Annotated in this window: 14 protein-coding genes; 4 read left to right on the forward strand and 10 right to left on the reverse strand. The window is 71.1% G+C overall.

The features are described from left to right. Positions 1-35: 35 nt before the first annotated feature. Genes fcl through MZTS_RS12090 form a run of 3 tightly spaced genes read left to right on the forward strand, consistent with a single transcriptional unit; the run spans position 36 to position 3,048 of the window. Positions 36-974: a GDP-L-fucose synthase gene (fcl, locus tag MZTS_RS12080; protein ID WP_192284028.1), complete on the forward strand. Its 939-nt coding sequence runs from the start codon at positions 36-38 to the stop codon at positions 972-974. Between the two features lie 20 nt (positions 975-994). Beyond that, a complete protein-coding gene (locus MZTS_RS12085; protein ID WP_246482095.1) occupies positions 995-1,840 on the forward strand; it encodes a WecB/TagA/CpsF family glycosyltransferase in 846 nt (281 codons plus the stop codon). Between the two features lie 35 nt (positions 1,841-1,875). Further along, positions 1,876-3,048 (forward strand): glycosyltransferase, encoded by a 1,173-nt coding sequence (locus MZTS_RS12090; protein ID WP_192284055.1) that lies wholly within the window; start codon positions 1,876-1,878, stop codon positions 3,046-3,048. 445 nt (positions 3,049-3,493) lie between these two features. On the opposite strand, the gene MZTS_RS12095 is transcribed toward MZTS_RS12090, so the two are convergent. The 10 genes from MZTS_RS12095 to MZTS_RS12140 all read right to left on the reverse strand — a co-directional run bounded on the left by MZTS_RS12095 (position 3,494) and on the right by MZTS_RS12140 (position 16,337). Then, entirely contained in the window at positions 3,494-6,043 is a 2,550-nt protein-coding gene (locus MZTS_RS12095) for a condensation domain-containing protein (RefSeq protein ID WP_192284030.1), read from the reverse strand. Positions 6,044-6,052: 9 nt separating this feature from the next. Beyond that, a complete protein-coding gene (locus MZTS_RS12100; RefSeq protein ID WP_192284031.1) occupies positions 6,053-9,562 on the reverse strand; it encodes a non-ribosomal peptide synthetase in 3,510 nt (1,169 codons plus the stop codon). Between the two features lie 237 nt (positions 9,563-9,799). Beyond that, positions 9,800-11,041 (reverse strand): hypothetical protein, encoded by a 1,242-nt coding sequence (locus MZTS_RS12105; protein WP_192284032.1) that lies wholly within the window; start codon positions 11,039-11,041, stop codon positions 9,800-9,802. A 79-nt stretch (positions 11,042-11,120) separates the two neighbouring features. Further along, complete coding sequence (locus MZTS_RS12110; RefSeq protein WP_192284033.1) at positions 11,121-11,648, reverse strand: SixA phosphatase family protein; 528 nt, start codon at positions 11,646-11,648, stop codon at positions 11,121-11,123. Beyond that, a complete protein-coding gene (locus MZTS_RS12115; protein ID WP_192284034.1) occupies positions 11,645-12,625 on the reverse strand; it encodes an aldo/keto reductase in 981 nt (326 codons plus the stop codon). The genes MZTS_RS12110 and MZTS_RS12115 overlap by 4 nt, the downstream gene beginning before the upstream one ends. 41 nt (positions 12,626-12,666) lie before the next feature. Beyond that, positions 12,667-13,005, reverse strand: coding sequence for a type II toxin-antitoxin system RelE/ParE family toxin (locus tag MZTS_RS12120; protein WP_192284035.1), 339 nt, complete (start codon positions 13,003-13,005; stop codon positions 12,667-12,669). After that, complete coding sequence (locus MZTS_RS12125; protein WP_009864570.1) at positions 12,995-13,291, reverse strand: type II toxin-antitoxin system ParD family antitoxin; 297 nt, start codon at positions 13,289-13,291, stop codon at positions 12,995-12,997. The genes MZTS_RS12120 and MZTS_RS12125 overlap by 11 nt, the downstream gene beginning before the upstream one ends. A gap of 93 nt (positions 13,292-13,384) precedes the next feature. Beyond that, positions 13,385-14,236 carry an AAA family ATPase gene (locus MZTS_RS12130; protein ID WP_192284036.1) on the reverse strand — a complete coding sequence of 284 codons (852 nt, stop codon included), beginning with the start codon at positions 14,234-14,236 and terminating at the stop codon, positions 13,385-13,387. Positions 14,237-14,450: 214 nt separating this feature from the next. After that, positions 14,451-15,101 carry a glycoside hydrolase family 25 domain-containing protein gene (locus MZTS_RS12135; RefSeq protein WP_192284037.1) on the reverse strand — a complete coding sequence of 217 codons (651 nt, stop codon included), beginning with the start codon at positions 15,099-15,101 and terminating at the stop codon, positions 14,451-14,453. 24 nt (positions 15,102-15,125) lie between these two features. Continuing rightward, on the reverse strand, positions 15,126-16,337 hold the full coding sequence (locus tag MZTS_RS12140; RefSeq protein WP_192284038.1) for an ATPase: 1,212 nt from the start codon (positions 16,335-16,337) through the stop codon (positions 15,126-15,128). A 325-nt stretch (positions 16,338-16,662) separates the two neighbouring features. Here MZTS_RS12140 and MZTS_RS12145 point away from each other — a divergent pair, with 325 nt between their 5' ends. Continuing rightward, positions 16,663-18,555 (forward strand): cation:proton antiporter domain-containing protein, encoded by a 1,893-nt coding sequence (locus tag MZTS_RS12145; RefSeq protein WP_192284039.1) that lies wholly within the window; start codon positions 16,663-16,665, stop codon positions 18,553-18,555. The last annotated feature ends 81 nt before the right edge of the window (positions 18,556-18,636 follow it).

Here is an 18,636-nt window from a genome sequence, read left to right on the forward strand (position 1 = left end):
CGCCCTTGTCTCGATCGATGTCATAAGGACGATCCATGTACAGCTTGGCGGGAAAGACCGTCTTCGTCGCCGGACATCGCGGCCTGGTCGGCAGCGCCCTGGTGCGCCGCCTGGCGCAGGAGGGCTGCGAGGTCCTGACCGCCACCCGCGCGGAGCTGGACCTGTGCGATCAGGCGGCCGTGCGGGCCTGGATGCGGGACAAGCGGCCGGACGCCGTGTTCGTGGCGGCGGCCAAGGTCGGTGGCATCCTCGCCAACGTGACCTACCCGGCCGATTTCCTCTACGAGAACCTGATGATCGAGGCGAACCTCATCGAGGCCGCCTTCCGCGAGGAGGTCGAGAAGCTTCTGTTCCTCGGCTCGAGCTGCATCTATCCGAAATTCGCCGAGCAGCCGATCGTCGAGTCGAGTCTCCTGACGGGACCTCTGGAGCCGACCAACGAGTGGTACGCGGTCGCCAAGATCGCCGGGATCAAGCTGTGTCAGGCCTATCGCCAGCAGCATGGCCGCGACTTCATCTCGGCCATGCCGACCAATCTCTACGGGCCGGGCGACAATTTCGACCTGACCTCGAGCCATGTCCTGCCCGCCCTGATCCGCAAGGCGCACGAGGCGCGCCGGAGCGGTGCGAAGGAGATGGTGATCTGGGGCACCGGCTCGCCGCGCCGGGAATTCCTGCATGTCGACGATTGCGCCGATGCCTGCCTGCACCTGATGAAGACCTATTCCGAGGCCGAGCACGTCAATGTCGGGTCGGGTGAGGATATCCCGATCTACGACCTGACCCGTCTCGTCTGCGACGTCGTCGGCTTCGAGGGCGAGATCGTCCGCGACACCACCAAACCCGACGGCACGCCGCGCAAGCTGATGTCGGCGGACAGGCTGCGCGGCCTCGGCTGGGCGCCGAAGGTGCCCCTGCGGGATGGCATCGCGGCGACCTACGACTGGTTCCGCCAGAACGTCGCCGACGCGTGAGATCGATGGGAGCCCGCGTGATGAGTGATGCCGCCGTGACGGTCTCCGAGCCCTACGCGCTCAGGATCAACCGGAACGATCCCTATCTCGTGGCGGACGGTCCGGCGGCGCACCGCCTGCCGGCGACCCGCATCCTCGGCGTGCCGGTGAGCGTCGTCGACATGCCGATGGCGGTACGCACCCTCATCGCCTGGGCCAAGGCGCGGCGCACCAGTATGGTCTGCGTGCGGGACGTGCACGGGATCATGTGCGCCCAGGAGCAGGCCGACCTCAGGGCCGCGCATGAGCGGGCCAGCATGATCGTGCCGGACGGAGCGCCGCTCACCATCATCAGCCGCTTCCTGCGGGCTCATGGCACCGGCCGCGTGCCGGGGCCGTCGCTGATGGAGGAGATGTTCGCCGCGACCCAGGGGACCGGCATCCGCCACTATCTCTACGGCGGCAAGGAGGGCGTGGCCGAACAGGTCGCCGCCAACTTCGCCCGCAAATATCCCGGATCGGAGGTCTGCGGTCTTGCCTGCCCGCCCTTCGGAACGGTTCCTCCCGAACGCGACGCGCAGCTCACCGAGGCGATCAGGCGGGCCGAACCGCACATCGTCTGGGTCGGCATGTCGACCCCGAAGCAGGACACCTGGATGAACGACCATCTGGACCGCCTGCCCGGCATGGTCCTGATCGGGGTGGGCGCGGCCTTCGACTTCCACTCGGGCGCGGTCAAGCGGGCCCCGAAATTCATGCAGGTCCTCGCCCTCGAATGGCTGCACCGGCTGTTCAGCGAACCCCGGCGCCTCTGGCGGCGCTACCTCGTCATGGCTCCGGTCTACCTGTGGAAGATGGCTCGGCAGCCCGAGCCGCGCCGGCCGTGAGCCAGCCCCCCTTCGCAGAGCCGGGCACGGATCCCTTGCGCGTCCTCATCGTCCACAACCATTACCAGATCCGGGGTGGCGAGGACGCGGTGGTGGCGAACGAGGCGGCCGCCCTCGCCCGGGCCGGCTGCGCGGTCGAGGTGCTCGCCTTCCACAACGACGACATCCGCTCCCCCCTCGACCGCCTGCGCACGGCCTTCGAGGCGCCGCATGCGCCCCGCGGCGTCGCCCGGGTGGTAGAGGCGGTGGGCCGCTTCCGGCCGGACGTGGTCCACGCCCACAACACCTTTCCGCTGGTCTCCCCCGCCATGCACGGGGCGGTGCGGGCGCTCGGGCCGGTGACGGTGCAGACGCTGCACAATTTCCGCCTCGCCTGCGCCGGCGCCATGCTCATGCGCGACGGCGCCCCCTGCGAGACCTGCCTGACCGGCTCCGCCTACCAATCGGTGCGCCATGCCTGCTACCGCGGCTCGCGCCTCGGCACCCTGGCGGTGGCGCGGATGATCGACCGCCACCGCAAGGCCGGCACTTGGAGGCGGGATGTCGATGCCTTCATCGCCCTGACCGACTTCGCCCGCGGCCGCTTCGTTGCGGCGGGGCTGCCGGCGCACCGTCTCTTCGTGAAGCCGAACGGCCTGCCCGATCCGGGCCCGCCCCGGGACGGGCCGCGGGAGGGCATCCTGTTCGCCGGCCGCCTCAGTCCCGAGAAGGGCGTCGAGATCTTGAAGGCCGCCGCGCCCCTGCTCGCCGCGCCGGTCGCGATCGCCGGAGAGGGGCCGCTGCGCGACGCTCTGGCGGGTGCGCCCGGACTGACGCTCCTCGGTGCCCTGCCCCAGGCCGACTTGCGGGCCCGGATGGGTCGGGCTGCGGCCCTGGTGGTGCCCTCGCTCTGGTACGAGGGGCTGCCGATGGTGGTGGCCGAGGCCTATGCGGCGGGCACGCCGGTGATCGCCTCGCGCCTCGGCGCCCTGGCCCACCTGATCGAGGACGGAGTCACCGGCCTGCTGGTGACGCCCGGCGATCCCGTGGATCTCGCCCGCGCCATCGAGCGGCTTTCCAGCCATCCCGACGAGGCGCGCCGGATGGGTAGGGCCGCGCGGGAAGCCTATCTGCGGCACTGGACCGAGGAGGCGACGACCGCCTCGCTGCTCGCCATCTACCGGACGGCGCTCGCCGCGCGGGCGGGGGCGGACCGGGCGAGCGCTTAGAGCCCTCACAAAGCTCCCGATCCCGCATCGTGTCCCCTCGGCCGCGACGGCGCGGCGGGAGTGTCGTGAAAGACACTAGAGCATTTTCCATGATCCTTGGATCACGAAAAATGCTCTAGGCGCTTGATCGTGCCGCATTTTCTCTCGCGGAACCGGCAACCACTTCCGCGGAAAATGCTCTAACCTGCCGTCCGCCCTGCTCCGTGCCGTTCGGGCTGGGACGGCACCGGCTCGGGCTCCGGCGCATCGGAATACGGGGCGTTCCTGAGTTCGTGGAAGAGGAAGAGCAGCGCGAGCAGCCCAAAGCCGACGGCTCCATAGATGATCAGCGCCGTGTGTCCCATCGTCCCCTTGCTCGATTGCTCTTCGGGTTAACGAAAGTTAAGCGCGGCAACGGTTGGAAGGCAAGGGCCGGATCGGCGCGGCCTCGCTTGGAGGCGCGACTTCAGCGCCACCCCATCAGATGGATCTTGGCCGCCATCACCCGGCATCCGGTGAGGGAGAAAGCGCCTTCATGCCCGAAGCCGGGAATGGTCAGAGTCTCGGCCCGCTCGGCATAGGCGCGCCAGCCGAGCATCGGGTCGAGGGCGGCGGCCACGGGGATGCTCTCGCTGCGTACGATCAGGACGGGTCCGGCATAGGGCTGCGGCGTGTAGGCCAAGGCGAGCGCGTCGAGTTCGTCCGTCACCCGCCAGAAGGCCTCTTCCGGGTTCGCCGAGGCGAGGCCGATCCGGTGCAGCCCGCGCAGCAGCCCGCGCCAAGCCGGGTTCGCGCGCAGCCAGAGCCCCGCCCGCGAGGCGATGTAGCCGGCGCCGTCCCGGCGGGCGTGGCGCAGCAGGGCGGCGAGCCGTCCCCGCCGGTAGGCCGTCCTGGCCCGGAGCTGCGCGAGGGGCCTGAGGCGTCGGAAATAGCCGGGCTCCCAGCAATCGATCAGGACGACGAGGGGCACGTCCCGCCCCGCCGCCGCGAGCTGACGGGCGGTTTCGAAGGCGAGGACGCCCGAGCGGCAGAATCCGACGAGGCGGATCGCCCCCTCCGGCTGGGCCGCATCGATCGCCTCGCGATAGGCGCCGGCCAGCCGCTGCAGCGTGTCCTCCTGCGGTGGAAGCCGGCTTTCCAGCTGGATCGTGGCGAAGGGCCGGTCCTCGCCCAGGGCCTCGGCCAGGGGGCGGAACAGTTCCTGATCGGCCGCCGCGTGATGGATCGCGGTGAAGCCCGGGCGGCCCTCCGCCTGCGGCGCCTCCTGCAGCGCATGGTGCCGCACGCCGGCCGGTTCCTCGCCGCCCAGTAATGCGCAGAGCCGCGCGACCGTGCCCGCCTCGAAGAAGGACCAGAGCGGGACGCGCCGCCCCGTCGCCGCCTCGATCCGGGCGACGACGCGGGCGGCGAGGAGTGAGTGGCCGCCGGAGGCGAAGAAATCGTCCTCGTCGGTCAGATCGGGCTGGCCGAGCATCTCGCGCCAGATCTCGCGCAGGACGGGGAGGAGGTCGTCCGGGGAGTGATGATCGGCGGCCGGGTCCGCCGCCGTGGCGGCGCCGGCCCGGTTCGCCGCCCCCGTCGCGGAGGACCGCCCGGCCGTCTCGGCGAAGGGGATCGGATCGGGCAGGCGCATGCCGACCGCGGCGCAGGCGGAGCGCTCGAAGTCGTCGAGCAGACCGGCGATGGTCCGCGCCTCGTAGAGGCCGGAATCGTATTCGCAGGTCAGGAGCCAGCCTGCCTCCGTCAACGCCAGTTCGAGATCGATGTCGAAGAAGCTGCCGGTGGCGGCATAGTCGAGGTCGGTGAGCCGGATCGGCCCGCAGGCCATGCGCTCGCGGGGCGCGGTGTCCGGCTCCGGGAAGGCGCCGGCGGATTGTGTCGCCTCCACCGTCGGCCGCAGCCGGAAGTTCACCGAGACCAGGGGCGGGCGCAGGCCGTCGCGACAGGGAGCCAGCGCCTGCACCACCCGGTCGAACGGGGCCAGGGCGTGGTCGCAGGCATCGAGGATGGTCTGCCGCGTCGCCGCGAGCCGCTCGGCGAAGCTGGCTCCCCCGGCGCCGAGATCGGTGCGGAGGACCAGGGTGTTCACGAAGCTGCCGACGATGCCTTCCAAATCGACCTCGTCGCGCCCGAGCACCTGGGTGCCGATGGCGACGTCGCCGCGCCCGGTGCGCGTCCCGAGGATCCCGAGGAGGACGGTGCAGGCGAGGGCGAACACCGTTGCCCCGTGCTCCCGCGCGCAGGCCGACATGCGCAGGCCGAGTTCGGTTGGAATCCGGCGGCTCCGGGCCGCGAACCGGCGCTCCCGGCCGGGGCGCCGCGGATGGTCCGGCGGCCATTCGAGGGGCGTGAGATCGCGCAGGGACCGCGCCCAGAAGGCGAGGTCGCGCTCCGCCGCCGCCGCGACGGCGGGGGAGATCTCCCACTCCGCGAAATCGGCATAGTGCAGCGCCTGCGGCGGCAGGTTCGGCGCCTGCCCCCGGATCAGCGCGCCGTAGACGGCGATGAATTCCCGCGCGAGCACGACCATCGACCAGCCGTCGCAGATGCTGTGATGGGCGGTGACGAGGAGCAGGGAATCGCCGCGCCCGAGCCGCAGCAGCGTCACCCGCAGGAGCGGCGCACGCGTCAGGTCGAATGGCTTGCCGGCCTCCGCGTCGGCCAGCGTCAGCGCCTCTTCGAGGCGGTCGCCGGGCAGGCCGGACAGGTCGATCTCGGAGAAGGGCAGCGGCACCGGACCGGCGATCCGCTGCACCGGCCGGCCCCCTTCCGCGACGATGGAGGTGCGCAGCGCCTCGTGCCGGTCGAGCAGGAGGCGGAAACTGCGCACCAGGGTGTCCGCATCGAGCCGCCCGGCGATGCGCCAGCGGGCGGCGACATGCAGGCTCGGATCACCCGGCCGCAACTGGTCCAGCAGCCAGAACCGCGTCTGGCTATGGGAGCAGCGGGCGGTGAAGTCGGCGCCGGCCACCGGCTCGCCGGTCAAGGCGGGTGTCTCCTGCGTGAAATGCCGCATCACCCCGCCTCACGCCTGACCGACCGCCGCGCGGTCCCCGTCCGGCGGCCGAGGGCGCGGGATCGGCTGGATCGGCGCGCGGGGGAGCGGTGCTTCCCCGCCCTCCCCCGCGCGGGCGCGCAGCAGAGCCGCGACCCGGGCGATGGTGCGCTCCTGGAACAGGTCTCCCGCGCTGAGCGGCAGGTTCTCCCGCCGGGCCCGGGCGGTGATCCGGAACACGCTCAGCGAATCCGCGCCGAGGGCGATCAGGTCGTCGTCCCGGTCGATGGAGGCCTTCCCCAGCACGTCGCGCCAGATCGCCGCCAGGACCTCCTCCGGCGCCGGGGCCTGCGGCTGCGCCGGCTTGAGCGGAAGCGGCGTCGGCGCCGGCGCCGGCTCGGGGGCGATGCCGTGCGGCCGCGATCCCGGCGCCGGCAGCGCCCGGCGGTTGACCTTCCCGCTCGGCGTCAGGGGCAGCTCGGACAGGCGGACCCATTCCGAGGGGATCATGTAATCCGGCAATTCGCGGGCGAGGGCGGAGCGCAGGGCGCGGAGCGTCGGGGCCGGTTCGCGCTCCGAGCGCACGAAGTAGCAGACGAGGCGCTCCTCGCCCCCGGCATCGGGGCTCAGCACCACGACCGAATGCAGCCCGGTCTGGCGCAGCAGCACCGCTTCGATCTCGCCCGGTTCGATCCGGTAGCCGCGCAGCTTGATCTGGTGGTCGGCCCGGCCCAGGATCTCGACCCGGCCATCCGGGCGGTAGCGGGCCCGGTCGCCGGTGCGGTAGAGCCGCGCCCCAGCGCATTCCGGCAGGGAGCTGTCGATGAAGCTCCTGCCCGTGAGATCGGGCCGGCCGAGATAGCCCCGGGCGAGGCCGACCCCGCCGATCAGCAACTCTCCGGTGACGCCGACCGGCACCGGTTCGCCGCGCTCGTCGAGGATGAAGAAGCCGGTATTGTCGATGGGCCGCCCGACCGTGACGATCTCCTCGGCGGGGTCGATGCGTGCGGCCGAGGACCAGATCGTGGTCTCGGTCGGGCCGTAGAGGTTCCACAACTCGCCGCCGCCCTCGGTGAGCCGCCGCGCCAGTTCGAGCGGCAGGGCCTCGCCGCCGCACAGCATCTTGAAGCCGGGGCGGGAGCGGAAGCCCGCCTCCAGCAGGAGCCGCCAGGTCATCGGCGTCGCCTGGAGGATCGTCGCGCCGCTGCGCTCCAGCAGGGCGAGCAGGGCGTGGCCGTCGCGGGCCTCCTCGGCGGAAGCGAGCACGATCCGGGCGCCGCGGATCAGCGGCAGCAGCAATTCGAGGCCGGCAATGTCGAAGGTGACGGTGGTCACCGCGAGCAGGCAATCCTCAGGCCCGATCCCCGGTGCCCGCGCCATACTGAAGAGCAGGTTCGAGAGGCCGCCATGCAGCACCTCGACGCCCTTCGGTGCTCCGGTCGTGCTCGAGGTGTAGATCAGGTAGGCGGCCCGGTCCGCCGGCACGCGCGGCAGGCGCCCCGGCGCGGCTTCGGCGGACAGGAGCGCGTCGAGATCCGGCTCCCGCGATTGTCCGTCGAGGCGATCGACCTCGACGATGCCGGAGCCCCCATCCGGCAGGAGGGCGCGGTCCGCCGCGACGGTGAGGATCGCCGCGATGTCGGCGTCGGCGGCGATGCCGGCGCGCCGGGCGGCGGGCATCAGCGGGTCGAGGGGGACGTAGGCGATGCCGGCCCGCAGGGCGCCGAGCATCGCCGCCACCAGGGCGGGAGAACGGCGCATCAGGATGCCGACCCGCGCCCCCGCCGGCAGGCGCCGGGCCAGGAGCGTTCCGGCGACGCGGTCGGCCCAGGCGTCGAGGGCGCCGTAGCTCACCGTCCGATCGCCGAAGCCGATCGCGATCCGGTCCGGGCGGCGGCGGGCATGGAGCGCGAAGGCGCGCAGCGCCCCGACATTCAGCGGATGGGCCCGGCCGGTGTCGTTCCACTCGACCAGCATGGTCCGCCGCTGCGCCGGGTCGAGGAGCGGGATGCGCCCGACCGGCTGGTCCGGGTCGCGGGCGAGTTCGGCGAGCAGGGTGAGGTAATGCCCGATCCAGCGCCGCACCGTCACCGGCTCGAACAGGGCACGGTTGTAGGTGACGTCGAGGCTGAGCCCGGAGGGCGCCTCGCTGACGCTGAAGGTCAGCTCGAAGGTCGAGAAGCGCTTGGGCGCCAGGGCCAGCGCACCGCGCACATCGCCGCCGAAATCGAGGGCGTCCCCGAGGCTCTGGAGGTTGAACTGCACCTGCGCCAGAGGGGGGCGTGCGGGATCGCGCGGCAGGTCGAGATGGCGCAGCAGCCGGCCCAGGGTGCAATCGGCATGGCAGGCGGCCTCCATCAGAGCCGTGCCGGTGCGGGCGAGATGCGCCGGGAACGGTTCCGCCGGATCGAGCCGGGTCCGCAGCGGCAGGAAATCGGCGTGATGGCCGACCAGCCCGGGCTCGCCGAAGCGCGGCTGCCCGGCCACCGGCACGCCGACGACGAGGTCGTCCTGCCCCGAAAGCCGCGCGAGCAACACTTGGAAGGCGGCGAGCAGGGTTGCGGTCAGCGTCTGTCCCTGTCGGGCCGCGAGGGCCCGGAGGGCGGTAGCCAGCGGCGTCGGCAAAGCGGCCTTTTCCGCTGCCCCGGCATAGCCGCGGAGCTTCGGCCGCGGGTGATCCAGGGGAAGGTCGAGCGGTTCGGGCGGGCTGGCATAGAGGTCGGCCCAGTGGGCGAGCGCCCGCTCCGCCTCCGGTGCCGAACGCAGCACGTCGCCGAAGCGCGGGGCCGGCGTCAGCCGCTCCGCACCGGCACGGTAGGCGGCGGCGATCTCGTCGGCCAGGACGGCGAAGGACCAGCCATCGCAGCAGATGTGATGCGCCGAGAGGACGAGGACATGCGCCTCGCGTCCCAGCCGAAGCAGGTCCGCCCGCGCCACCGGGCCGGCAACGGGATCGAAGCCATGGCCGGCCCTCTCGTGCAGGACATCGGAAAGGGCCGCCTCCGGCTCGGTCTCGCCGGACAGGTCGGCGAAGGCGACCGGGATCCGCCCCGCAGGATCGATCGTGACGGTCTCGCCGCCGGGTGAGATGCGGCCGCGCAGGGCCCCATGCCGGCCGAGCACCGTGCGCGTGCTCGCCAGGAGGCGCTCTGCATCGAGCGCGCCGTCGAGGCGCAGGGTGACGATCTCGGTCATGGCGGCGTTGGCATCGGCGCCGAACTGCGCGGCGAGCCAGATTTCGGCCTCGCCATCGGTCAGCGGCCTGGAACCGGCCTCGCATGCCCTCTCCATCGCGGCCGGCGACACCCGCTCCGGTGGCGCCGTCCGCGCCGCCGCGACGGTCTGCGTCAGCAGGGTGCGAAGCTGCTCCTCGACGATGCGGCAGACGGCGTCGAGCTGGTGCCGGAACACCTCCTGCAACTCCTCCGGCGTCAGCGGTCGCGAGGAAGGGGCGGCCTGTTCGGTCCCCCTGCTCGCATCGGCTGCGGAAGCGCAGCCCGGCATCGCCTGAAACACAGCCTCGCCGTCGATGCAGGACATTCCGATCCCCGTCTGGCCGCGCGGCTCACCGGTACGCCACCGCGCGATGAGCGGAAAAATCGTCGCGTCGTTGGGATCGGAAACGGGATATCGACCGAGTTCCGGGTGCCCCGAAGTAAGTTCTCGCGAGGATACCACCGGGGACGAGGCGATCATCTGCCTCGTTGGGATTAGTTCTTCTCCGCTAGAGATTATGGTTGGTCGGCAATCGGAGGCAGCCTTCCTGCGAAGGGGATTTTACAGAGCGGAGTTCCGTGTCGTTTCCGACGAGGCGGTGCCGGATATCCGCGCCTCGAACCGCTCGATCGCCGCGGCGACAAGCGCCCGCGCGGCGTGCAGCGTGCCGAGTTCGACCGATGACATGGCCAGCATCACCGGCAGGAGATTTTGCGTCGGCCTGCCGTCCTCCCGGAACAGGGTCAGATCGTCCTCGGGTTTGAGGCCGACGCTGCCGGCGATCCGCGCCGCGTAGTTGCGGATCCGGGTCTCGTCATTGGCGCAGACCGGGGCCGGGAGGCTGAGATCGAGCAGGCTGCCCTTCGGCAGCGAGGCCGCGATCGACGGCAGGGCCGCTGCCTCCGCCACCAGCCTGTCGGGGGCCAGGAGGGCGGCGGGATCGGCCGCACCGGATTGCATGGGAGCCCGGCTCGGGGGGCGGGCTTGCGCCGGCGTCGGTGCGGCGACGGACGCCGTTCTGACCGCTCGGCTCGGCGGGGCCGCCACGAGGCCCGTGGCGATGTCGGCGGTCGGCTTCAGAAGGGCGGTGGCCGGCCTCACGGCGCTGCGGACGGCCCGGCCGGGATGTCCGGCGAGCCGCGCGCGGGCCGACCAGGGCTGGACCCGCAGGCCTCCCGTCGTCGGCGGAGGCGCCGCCCGCGCCACTCCGCCCCGGCCGTGCCGGGCGAGGAAACGGGCGCGCAGGGTGCGGCCGATCCCCTGCGGCGCCAATGCGCTCGACACCGCCGGCGCGCGCGCCCGCTCTCCCGATCCGCCGGCCGGTCCCCGCGCGACTCTGGCCGGGGCGGCCGCGCATTCGGCCGGAGCCCAACGCCGGACGATGGCGAGCGCCGTGCGGCGGCCGTAATCGCGCTGGTAACGGCGCAGGAGCTGGACCGCCGCATCCGCGCCGTCCGCAGCGGTGGCGAAGCCGGTATGTCCCTCGGCATCGCCGCCGAGCTCACCGCTCCAGCGCGCCTGCTTGATGCACCAGTAATTGTTGAGCCGCACGCAGCGGGCGACGAAACCCGGCTCGGCCGCCGCGTGGCGGACGACGAAGGCCAGGGAGGTCGGCGCGAGGTTGTCGCCCGCCTGATCGCGCCAGTTCGACACCGCCCGGGCCACGAGGCTGAAGCTCGGCGGTGCGGCCGGAGCCGCCTCGGCAACGCGGGGAAGCGCCGGCAGGCGCGCCCGCGCCGCTTCCGCCGCGCCCTCGATCCGCGGCACCAGCATCGTGAGGGCGAGGAGCGATTCGAGGAGCACGCCGAAAATCCCCCTGAAGCGGCGTCAGCTTCGCCGTCCCGTGAGGGAACGGCTCAGGCGCCGAAGGGTTCGGCGGCGGTCACTCCTCCATTTCCGCCGCGAGCTGTCGCGGACGGACGAAGCGCAGGAGCTTGCCCTCGCCATAGGCGATGCCCTCCCAACCCTCGGTCGCGAAGTCCAGCACGGCCAGGGCCGCCGTCGGAAACTTTTCCCGCAGATCCCGTTGCAGGCCCTTCGGCCCGTCGCCGACGAGCCGCAGGGCGAGATCGCCGAGGCCGGGATTGTGGCCGATCACGAGGAGGCTCTCCACCCCCGCCGGGGCGGAGCGGATCGCGTCGAGGATGCGCCCGGCCGGTGCCTCGTAGAGCGAGGGCACCGTCTCCATCCCCGTATCCGGCAATTCGACCCGCACCAGATCCCAGGTCTCCTGCGTGCGCCGGGCGGGCGACACCATGGCGTGGTCGGGGCGCAGCCCCTCGCGGGCGATGTAGGCGCCCATCAGCGGGGCCGCCTCCTGCCCGCGGGGGGCGAGCGGCCGGTCGAGATCGGCCACGCCGGTCGGATAGGCGGATTTGGCGTGACGCAGGAGCAGCAGGCGGCGCATCATTGGAAACCGACGACGGAGTGCGGGACGTAAGGGGCTTCGAGCTTCGCGATCTCGTCCTCGGTCAGGGCGAGGTCGAGGGCCGCCACCGCATCGTCGAGATGCTGCGGCTTCGAGGCGCCGACGATCGGCGCGGCGACACCCGGCTTCTGCAGGACCCAGGCCAGGGCCACCTGCGCCCGCGATACGCCGCGCTTCGTCGCGATCTCGGCCACCGCCTCGATCACCCGCCGGTCGGCCTCGGCGGTCGCGTCGTAGAGGTTCTTGCCGACGAGGTCGCTCTCCTGACGGGTGCTGCCGGCATCGACGGCGCGGGTGAGGCGGCCGCGGGCGAGCGGGCTCCAGGGCAGCAGCGGGATGCCCTGATCGGCGCAGAGCGGCAGCATCTCCCGCTCCTCCTCCCGGTGCAGCAGGTTGAGGTGGTTCTGCATGGTGGCGAAGCGCGTCCAGCCGTTCAGGTCGGCGGTGTAGAGCGCCTTGGAGAATTGCCACGCGAACATCGACGAGGCGCCGATGGTGCGCGCCTTGCCGGCCTTCACGACGTCGTGCAGCGCCTCCAGCGTCACCTCGATCGGGGTGCCGTAATCCCAGCGGTGGATCTGGTAGAGATCGACGTAATCGGTCCCGAGGCGCTTCAGCGATGCGTCGATGGCCGCGAAGATCGCCTTGCGCGACAGGCCGCCGGCATTGGGCTGGTTCTTCAGCGGATAATACACCTTCGTGGCGAGCACGATGCTGTCGCGATCCGCGTAGTCCTTCAGGGCGCGGCCGACGATCTCCTCCGACGTGCCGTCCGAGTAGTAATTGGCCGTGTCGAAGAAGTTGATGCCGAGGTCGAGCGCCCGCTTGATCAGCGGCCGGCTCTCCTCCTCCCGCAGCGTCCAGGGATGGGGGCCGCGCTCGGGCACGCCGTAGGTCATGCAGCCGAGGCAGAGGGGAGAGATGTCGAGGCCGGTGCGGCCGAGCTTTCTGGTCTGCATGGGGAGGTTCACACGGCTTTCGGCGGAGTGCGGGAGGATCGTCACCGATCCCCATCGGGATCGACTGTGCGCAGAAGCACGCGCAGGTCGGGGCGCCCGTCGAGAACGCGGACGATCTCGACTTCCTCCACGGGACACGCGTCGGCGTCGGGGATCGTCTCGTAGAGGATGAGAAAGGGTGCCTCGACGAGGACACGTGTGCTCGGCCGGATGTCCGGGCGGCGCGGACCCATGCGAGGCTGTCGGGCGAGTTGAGTGGCCCTTTCCTCAAGCCTGTCATAGATCCGTTCCGCCGCCGCCGGATCGCGGCTGCCGATGGCGAGATAGAGATCGATCAGGTCCAACCGTGCAAGACGGGACCAGACGACCTCAACCGGCACGGCCGCTCTCGTTGTCCTGCGCCGTCAGGCGCGAGCGGGCCTCCCGGCGTAGCTCCTCGAAATCCAGCGTACCATGCCGCCCGGATGCCTTGCCGGCGTCCCAAGCCTGCTGGAGCCGCTCGGTTTCCAAGTCTCGCAGCCTGTGGCGCTCCGACCAGAGCCGAACGGCATCCCGCATGGCATCGCTGGTCGAAGCATATTCACCCGCTTCCACCGCGGCGCGAAGCTGCGCCGCCATGGGCTCCGGTAACACGACCGTCATGCGTTCGATCACGGCCAAGGCCACGGCCCTCCGTCAGTCACCGATGAGAACGGACGGCACCTTATCACAATCAGTCCGACACGCACCGACGTGTGGTCTGGGCCGACCCATGTCTCGTCAGCCGCCCCGCCCCTCGCGGCGCATCATGAAGGCGAGCTTCTCGAACAGGCTCACGTCCTGCTCGTTCTTGAGCAGGGCGCCGTGCAGCGGCGGGATCAGCTTGCGGCCGTCGCGCTCGCGCAGGGTCTCGGGAGACACGTCCTCCGCGACGAGGAGCTTCAGCCAGTCCAAAAGTTCGGAGGTCGAGGGCTTCTTCTTGAGGCCCGGCACCTCGCGGGTTTCGAGGAAGACCCGCAGGGCCTCCTCCACGAGGCGATGCTTGATGCCGGGGTAATGCACCTCGACGATGGCCTTGAGCGTCTCCGCGTCGGGGAACTTGATGTAGTGGAAGAAGCAGCGGCGCAGGAAGGCGTCCGGCAATTCCTTCTCGTTGTTGGACGTGATGATGACGATCGGGCGCCTGATCGCACGGATCGTCTCGCCGGTCTCGTAGACGTGGAACTCCATCCGGTCGAGTTCGGTCAGAAGGTCGTTGGGAAACTCGATGTCGGCCTTGTCGATCTCGTCGATCAGCAACACGGGCCGGACCGGCGCGACGAAGGCCTCCCACAGCTTGCCGCGGCGGATGTAGTGCGCAATCTCCGAGACGCGCGGGTCGCCGAGCTGCGAATCGCGCAGGCGCGAGACCGCGTCGTATTCGTAGAGTCCCTGCTGCGCCTTGGTGGTCGACTTGACGTTCCAGGTCAGCAGCGGCGCGCCGAGGCCTTTCGCGATCTCCTCGGCCAGCACCGTCTTGCCGGTGCCGGGCTCGCCCTTCACCAGCAGCGGGCGTTCCAGCACGATGGCGGCATTGACCGCCGTGGTGAGATCGGGCGGCGCGACGTAGGACTCGGTTCCGGTGAAGCGCATGGGGCCTCGCGTCGGGAGGAGGGTCTGAGCTGGACTAACCCGGCGCGGAGCGGCTCGGCAACGGGCCGCGGGGCCGATGCCGATCTGCATTCCGGGTTCGCCTGGGGCAGCCCGGAATGATGGCGCTCAGGTGCCGCGCAGGCTTGCCGAGACGGTTCCCGCTCCCATCAAGCGGAAACCGTCTCAGTCCGCCGCTTGCGTCAGAGGCTTCCGGTCAGAGCGTCTTGCCGTCGTGCCACACGCAGTTGGTGGCCAGAATGCCCAGATTCACGTCGGATTTCTGTGGCTGCGGCAGGGTCTTGCCGTCCATGGCGAGATCGATCTTGATCTCGACCTGTCCCTTCGTCTCGTTCGAGCGGCGGGAGAAGTAGCAATATTGCTGGAACGGCCGGTCCTCGTTGGCCTTGAAGTTCCAGCCGGTCACGATCTGCCCGTCGAGATAGGGCACCTGCTTGAACACCGTGAAGGTGGTGTTCACCGGCGCCTGCGAGGCGGGGGCGGCGTCGGCGCCGAGCTGCGCCTTGGTCGGCGTCGGCACGCCGGCCTTCTGCGCCGGCAGCCCTTCGAGCTTCAGGGTGTTGTCGGTGAGCGTCACCTCGCCCTTGGTCTTCAGGGTCACGTCGGCGAGCGCCGTCTGCATCGCGCTGGCGATCTTCTCGGCGGCCGAGTCGAACTGGTTCATGTAGGCGTAGCCGTAGGAGGCGGCGCCGAACCCGATTCCCGCCAGCGCCGTGAACACGCCCGCGCCGATGGCCCGCAGCAGGAAGGCCCGGGCGAAGTTCATCCGCGCCTCCGACCGCAGGCGGCCGTTCACGTGCTGGGCGAGCACGATGTTCTCATGCGTGCCGTCGGTGTGGATGCTCATGACCGGGCGCTCACTTGGCAGACTCTACGCGGTCGCGCCCGTGGGGGCGTTGGCGGGGGGCGGGGGCGGCGGCACCACCGGAGCGGTGCGCCGTTCGAGCGGGATCACCGACGCGTCCCGCGCGACGGGTTTGGGCTGGGCCAAAGCCATTTCCTGGCGCACGCCCTCGGCGATGGAGGCCAGGAGGTAGGGCGTCGCCTCGGGGTTCACGGCGGCGCCGAGATCGTCCTCGTCCATGAAGGTCTTGCGCACCGACACCGCCGAGAGCGCCAGGATCGTCGAGGCGAAGGCGGCGCAGAGGGCCGGCACGAACACGAAGATGCGCAGGAAGGCGTGGACCTGCGCGTCGCTCACATCGATCGGATCGACGCCGTAGACCATGGCCGTGAAGGAGTGGAGCTGCGAGCGGTTGACCGCGTTGCGATAGGCCTGTTCCGCATCCGCGACCCGGCGGTCGGCGGCGCCGCGGTCGACGGCGGCGCGGGCCTTGCGCGCCTCCTCCAGCTCCTTGACGATGGCGCTGCGGTCGCTGCCCGCCTTGGCGACGGCGGCGTTGAGGGTAGCGGTGCGCGGGTCGGTCACGCATTTCAGGTTCGAGTAGCGCATGCCCCGGCTGTTGGTGCCGTAGACGCGCTCGCAGCGCTGCGCCGGCAGGCCGGCGAGCTGGGAGGCGTTCTCGGCGGAGCGCTTCTCGATCTGCTCCAGCTCGTTAGTGTATTGCTCGACCCGGGCATTGGCGGCGGCGATGCGGGTGTCGATGCTGTCGCGGTCGGCCTGCGCGTCCTTGAGCGCGGTCTTGGCCTTGGCGGCATCCATCAGGCGGGGATGGAACATCATCTCGCCGAGCTGCGACACCGACTTGGTGGTCACGCCCGCCGCGAACACGATGCCGATGATCGCGAGCCCCTTCACGAACCACGAGCGCTGCGTCCGCGCCAGGATGCCGAGCGGCACGCGGCACAGCTCCACCGCCGCGTAGACCAGCGGCGCCAGCAGCATGAAGTAGAAGGCCCGGCTGTCGCCGTCGCTGTAATAGCCGGCGAACAGCCACGCCCCGGCCAGCGACGCGCCGATCACCATGAACTCGACGAGATAGGCGATGGCGACGTAGCCCCACTTGATGCGGTAACCGCGCTCGATGTCGCGCTCGTGCTTCCAGCGCTGCTGGTCGAGAACCCATTCGCGCCGCTCGCGCTGCACGTCCCGGTTCGGAGGCTGTCTGCGAAAGAATCTCATGGGCCTTGGACGGGTTTGGGCCTTGGAGTGTTGCACGCCTCCGGAGGCGGCGGATTCCGCCACCTCCTAACATCGCGTTACCTGAGCGTATGCGCGTATTGTGCCGAAGTTGTGCCGGCTCTCGCGATCAGCGGTGGATGGCGCCCGGCGCGGATCGCCGCACCGCCACGCTTGCGACCGTGGCGTGAAATCCGACGCGCGTTGCCGAAACCGGTTGCTCCGCCGCCGGCTCACCGCCCATGATGCGGGTCTGCCTCTCTTTCGGCATCGAAGCTGCAAGAGCCCTCACCCCACGATCCTTTCCAGGCGTCAGCGTAGCCGACCGATGACCGACCCCGTGCAGGCCGGAACCCAGATCGCCGCGGAGGCGGGCGCGCATGCGGGCGGCTACCGGGAGGCGATCCTTTTCCTCGTCACCGCCGGCATCGTCGTGCCGCTGTTCCACCGCCTGCGGCTGAGCCCGGTGCTCGGCTTCATCGGCGCGGGGGCACTGCTCGGGCCGTTCGGCCTCGGCCGCTTCGCCGAGGCGCATCCGTGGCTCGCCCCCTTCACCATCGGCAACCGGGCGGCGATCGCGCATCTCGCCGAGTTCGGCGTGATCTTCCTGATGTTCATGATCGGGATCGAGTTGTCCTGGGAGCGCCTGCGGGTGCTGCGGCGGCTGGTCTTCGGCCTCGGCGCGATCCAGGTCGGCGCCTCGGCGGCGGTGATCGCGGCGATCCTCGTCGCCCTGAATCAGCCGGTGGCCGGGGCGGTTCTGGTCGGGCTGGCGCTCGCGCTCTCCTCCACCGCCGTGGTGCTGCCGGTTCTGGCGGAGCAGAAGCGGCTCGGCACCCCGGCCGGGCGCAGCAGCTTCGCCGTTCTCCTGTTCCAGGATCTGGCGGTGGCGCCGATCCTGTTCGCCATCGCCGTGCTCGGCCGCCGGGATGGCGGCGACCTCGGCGGCGTCCTGGCCCTGGCCTTGGGTCAGGCGGCTGTCGCGCTGGCGGTGATCGTGGTGGCCGGGCGCGTGGCCCTGCGCCCGCTCTTCCACCTCGTGGCGCGCACCCGCTCGCCGGAGCTGTTTATGGCCGCCTGCCTGCTCGTCATCGTGGCGACCGCCGTGGTGGCAGCGGGCAGCGGCCTGTCGATGACCCTCGGCGCCTTCGTCGCCGGCCTGCTGCTCGCCGAAACCGAGTACCGCCGGGCCATCGAGGCCACCATCGATCCGTTCAAGGGGTTGCTGCTCGGGGTGTTCTTCGTCTCGGTCGGGATGAATCTCGACCCCGCCCAGCTCGTCGCCGCGCCCGGCGCGATCCTCGGCCTGTCGGTCGGGCTGCTCGCCATCAAGGGTGCGGTGGTGCTGGCCGGGGCCCGCATCATGGGCCTGCCCCGTCCCGTGGCGTTCGAGACGGCGCTGCTGCTGGGGCCGGGGGGCGAGTTCGCCTTCGTGCTGATCGGCGGCGCCATGGCGGCGGGGCTGGTGCCGGAGCCGGTGGGCGGCGCCGCCCTGATCGTCACCACCGTGACCATGATCGCGATTCCCGGCCTCGCCGCCTTCGCCCGCCGGATCGGCGGCCGCGTCTCGCGGGAGCAACTCGGCCGGGCGCGGGCCGAGCCGGTGCCGGACCCGCAACAGAACCGGGTGATCGTGGCGGGCTACGGACGGGTCGGGCGCCTCGTCGGCGAGATGCTGAAGCGCCACGCCATCCCCTATCTCGCCCTCGATTCCGACCCCGCCCGGGTGGGAGAGCAGCGGCGGCTCGGCAATCCCGTCTATTTCGGCGATTCGGCCAATCCCGAGATGCTGCGCCGCTGCGACATCGCCACCGCCCGCGCCCTCGTCGTCACCCTCGACTCTCCCCGGGCGGTGGAGGCGGTGGTGCAGGCGGCCCGGGCCGAGCGGCCGGATCTCACCATCGTGGCCCGCGCCCGCGATGCCCGCCACGCCACGCAGCTCTACGAGATGGGCGTCGACGACGCGGTGCCGGAGACCATCGAGGCCTCGCTTCAGCTCTCGGAGGCGGTGCTGGTCGATGTCGGCGTCCCGATGGGGCTCGTCATCGCCTCGATCCATGAGCGCCGCGACGAATTCCGCTCCGTGCTCCGGCGCAAGGAATCGCAGACGCGCCCGGTCTTCCGCGCCCGCCGCACGGTGGGCAAGGGGCGCGAGACGGGGCGGGAGAATTCCGCGGAGGCCAAACCCGCCGAACCGGTGCCGGTGGAGAAGAGCGCCTGATCGCGGTGTGAGCCGCCTGGTCCGGCCAGCCTCACGTTCCCGCTGCCGAGGTGCAAGCTTCGCTCGTCACCTCAGCAGGAA

Source organism: Methylorubrum zatmanii, assembly GCF_014845115.1.
Taxonomy (GTDB): Bacteria; Pseudomonadota; Alphaproteobacteria; order Rhizobiales; family Beijerinckiaceae; genus Methylobacterium; species Methylobacterium zatmanii.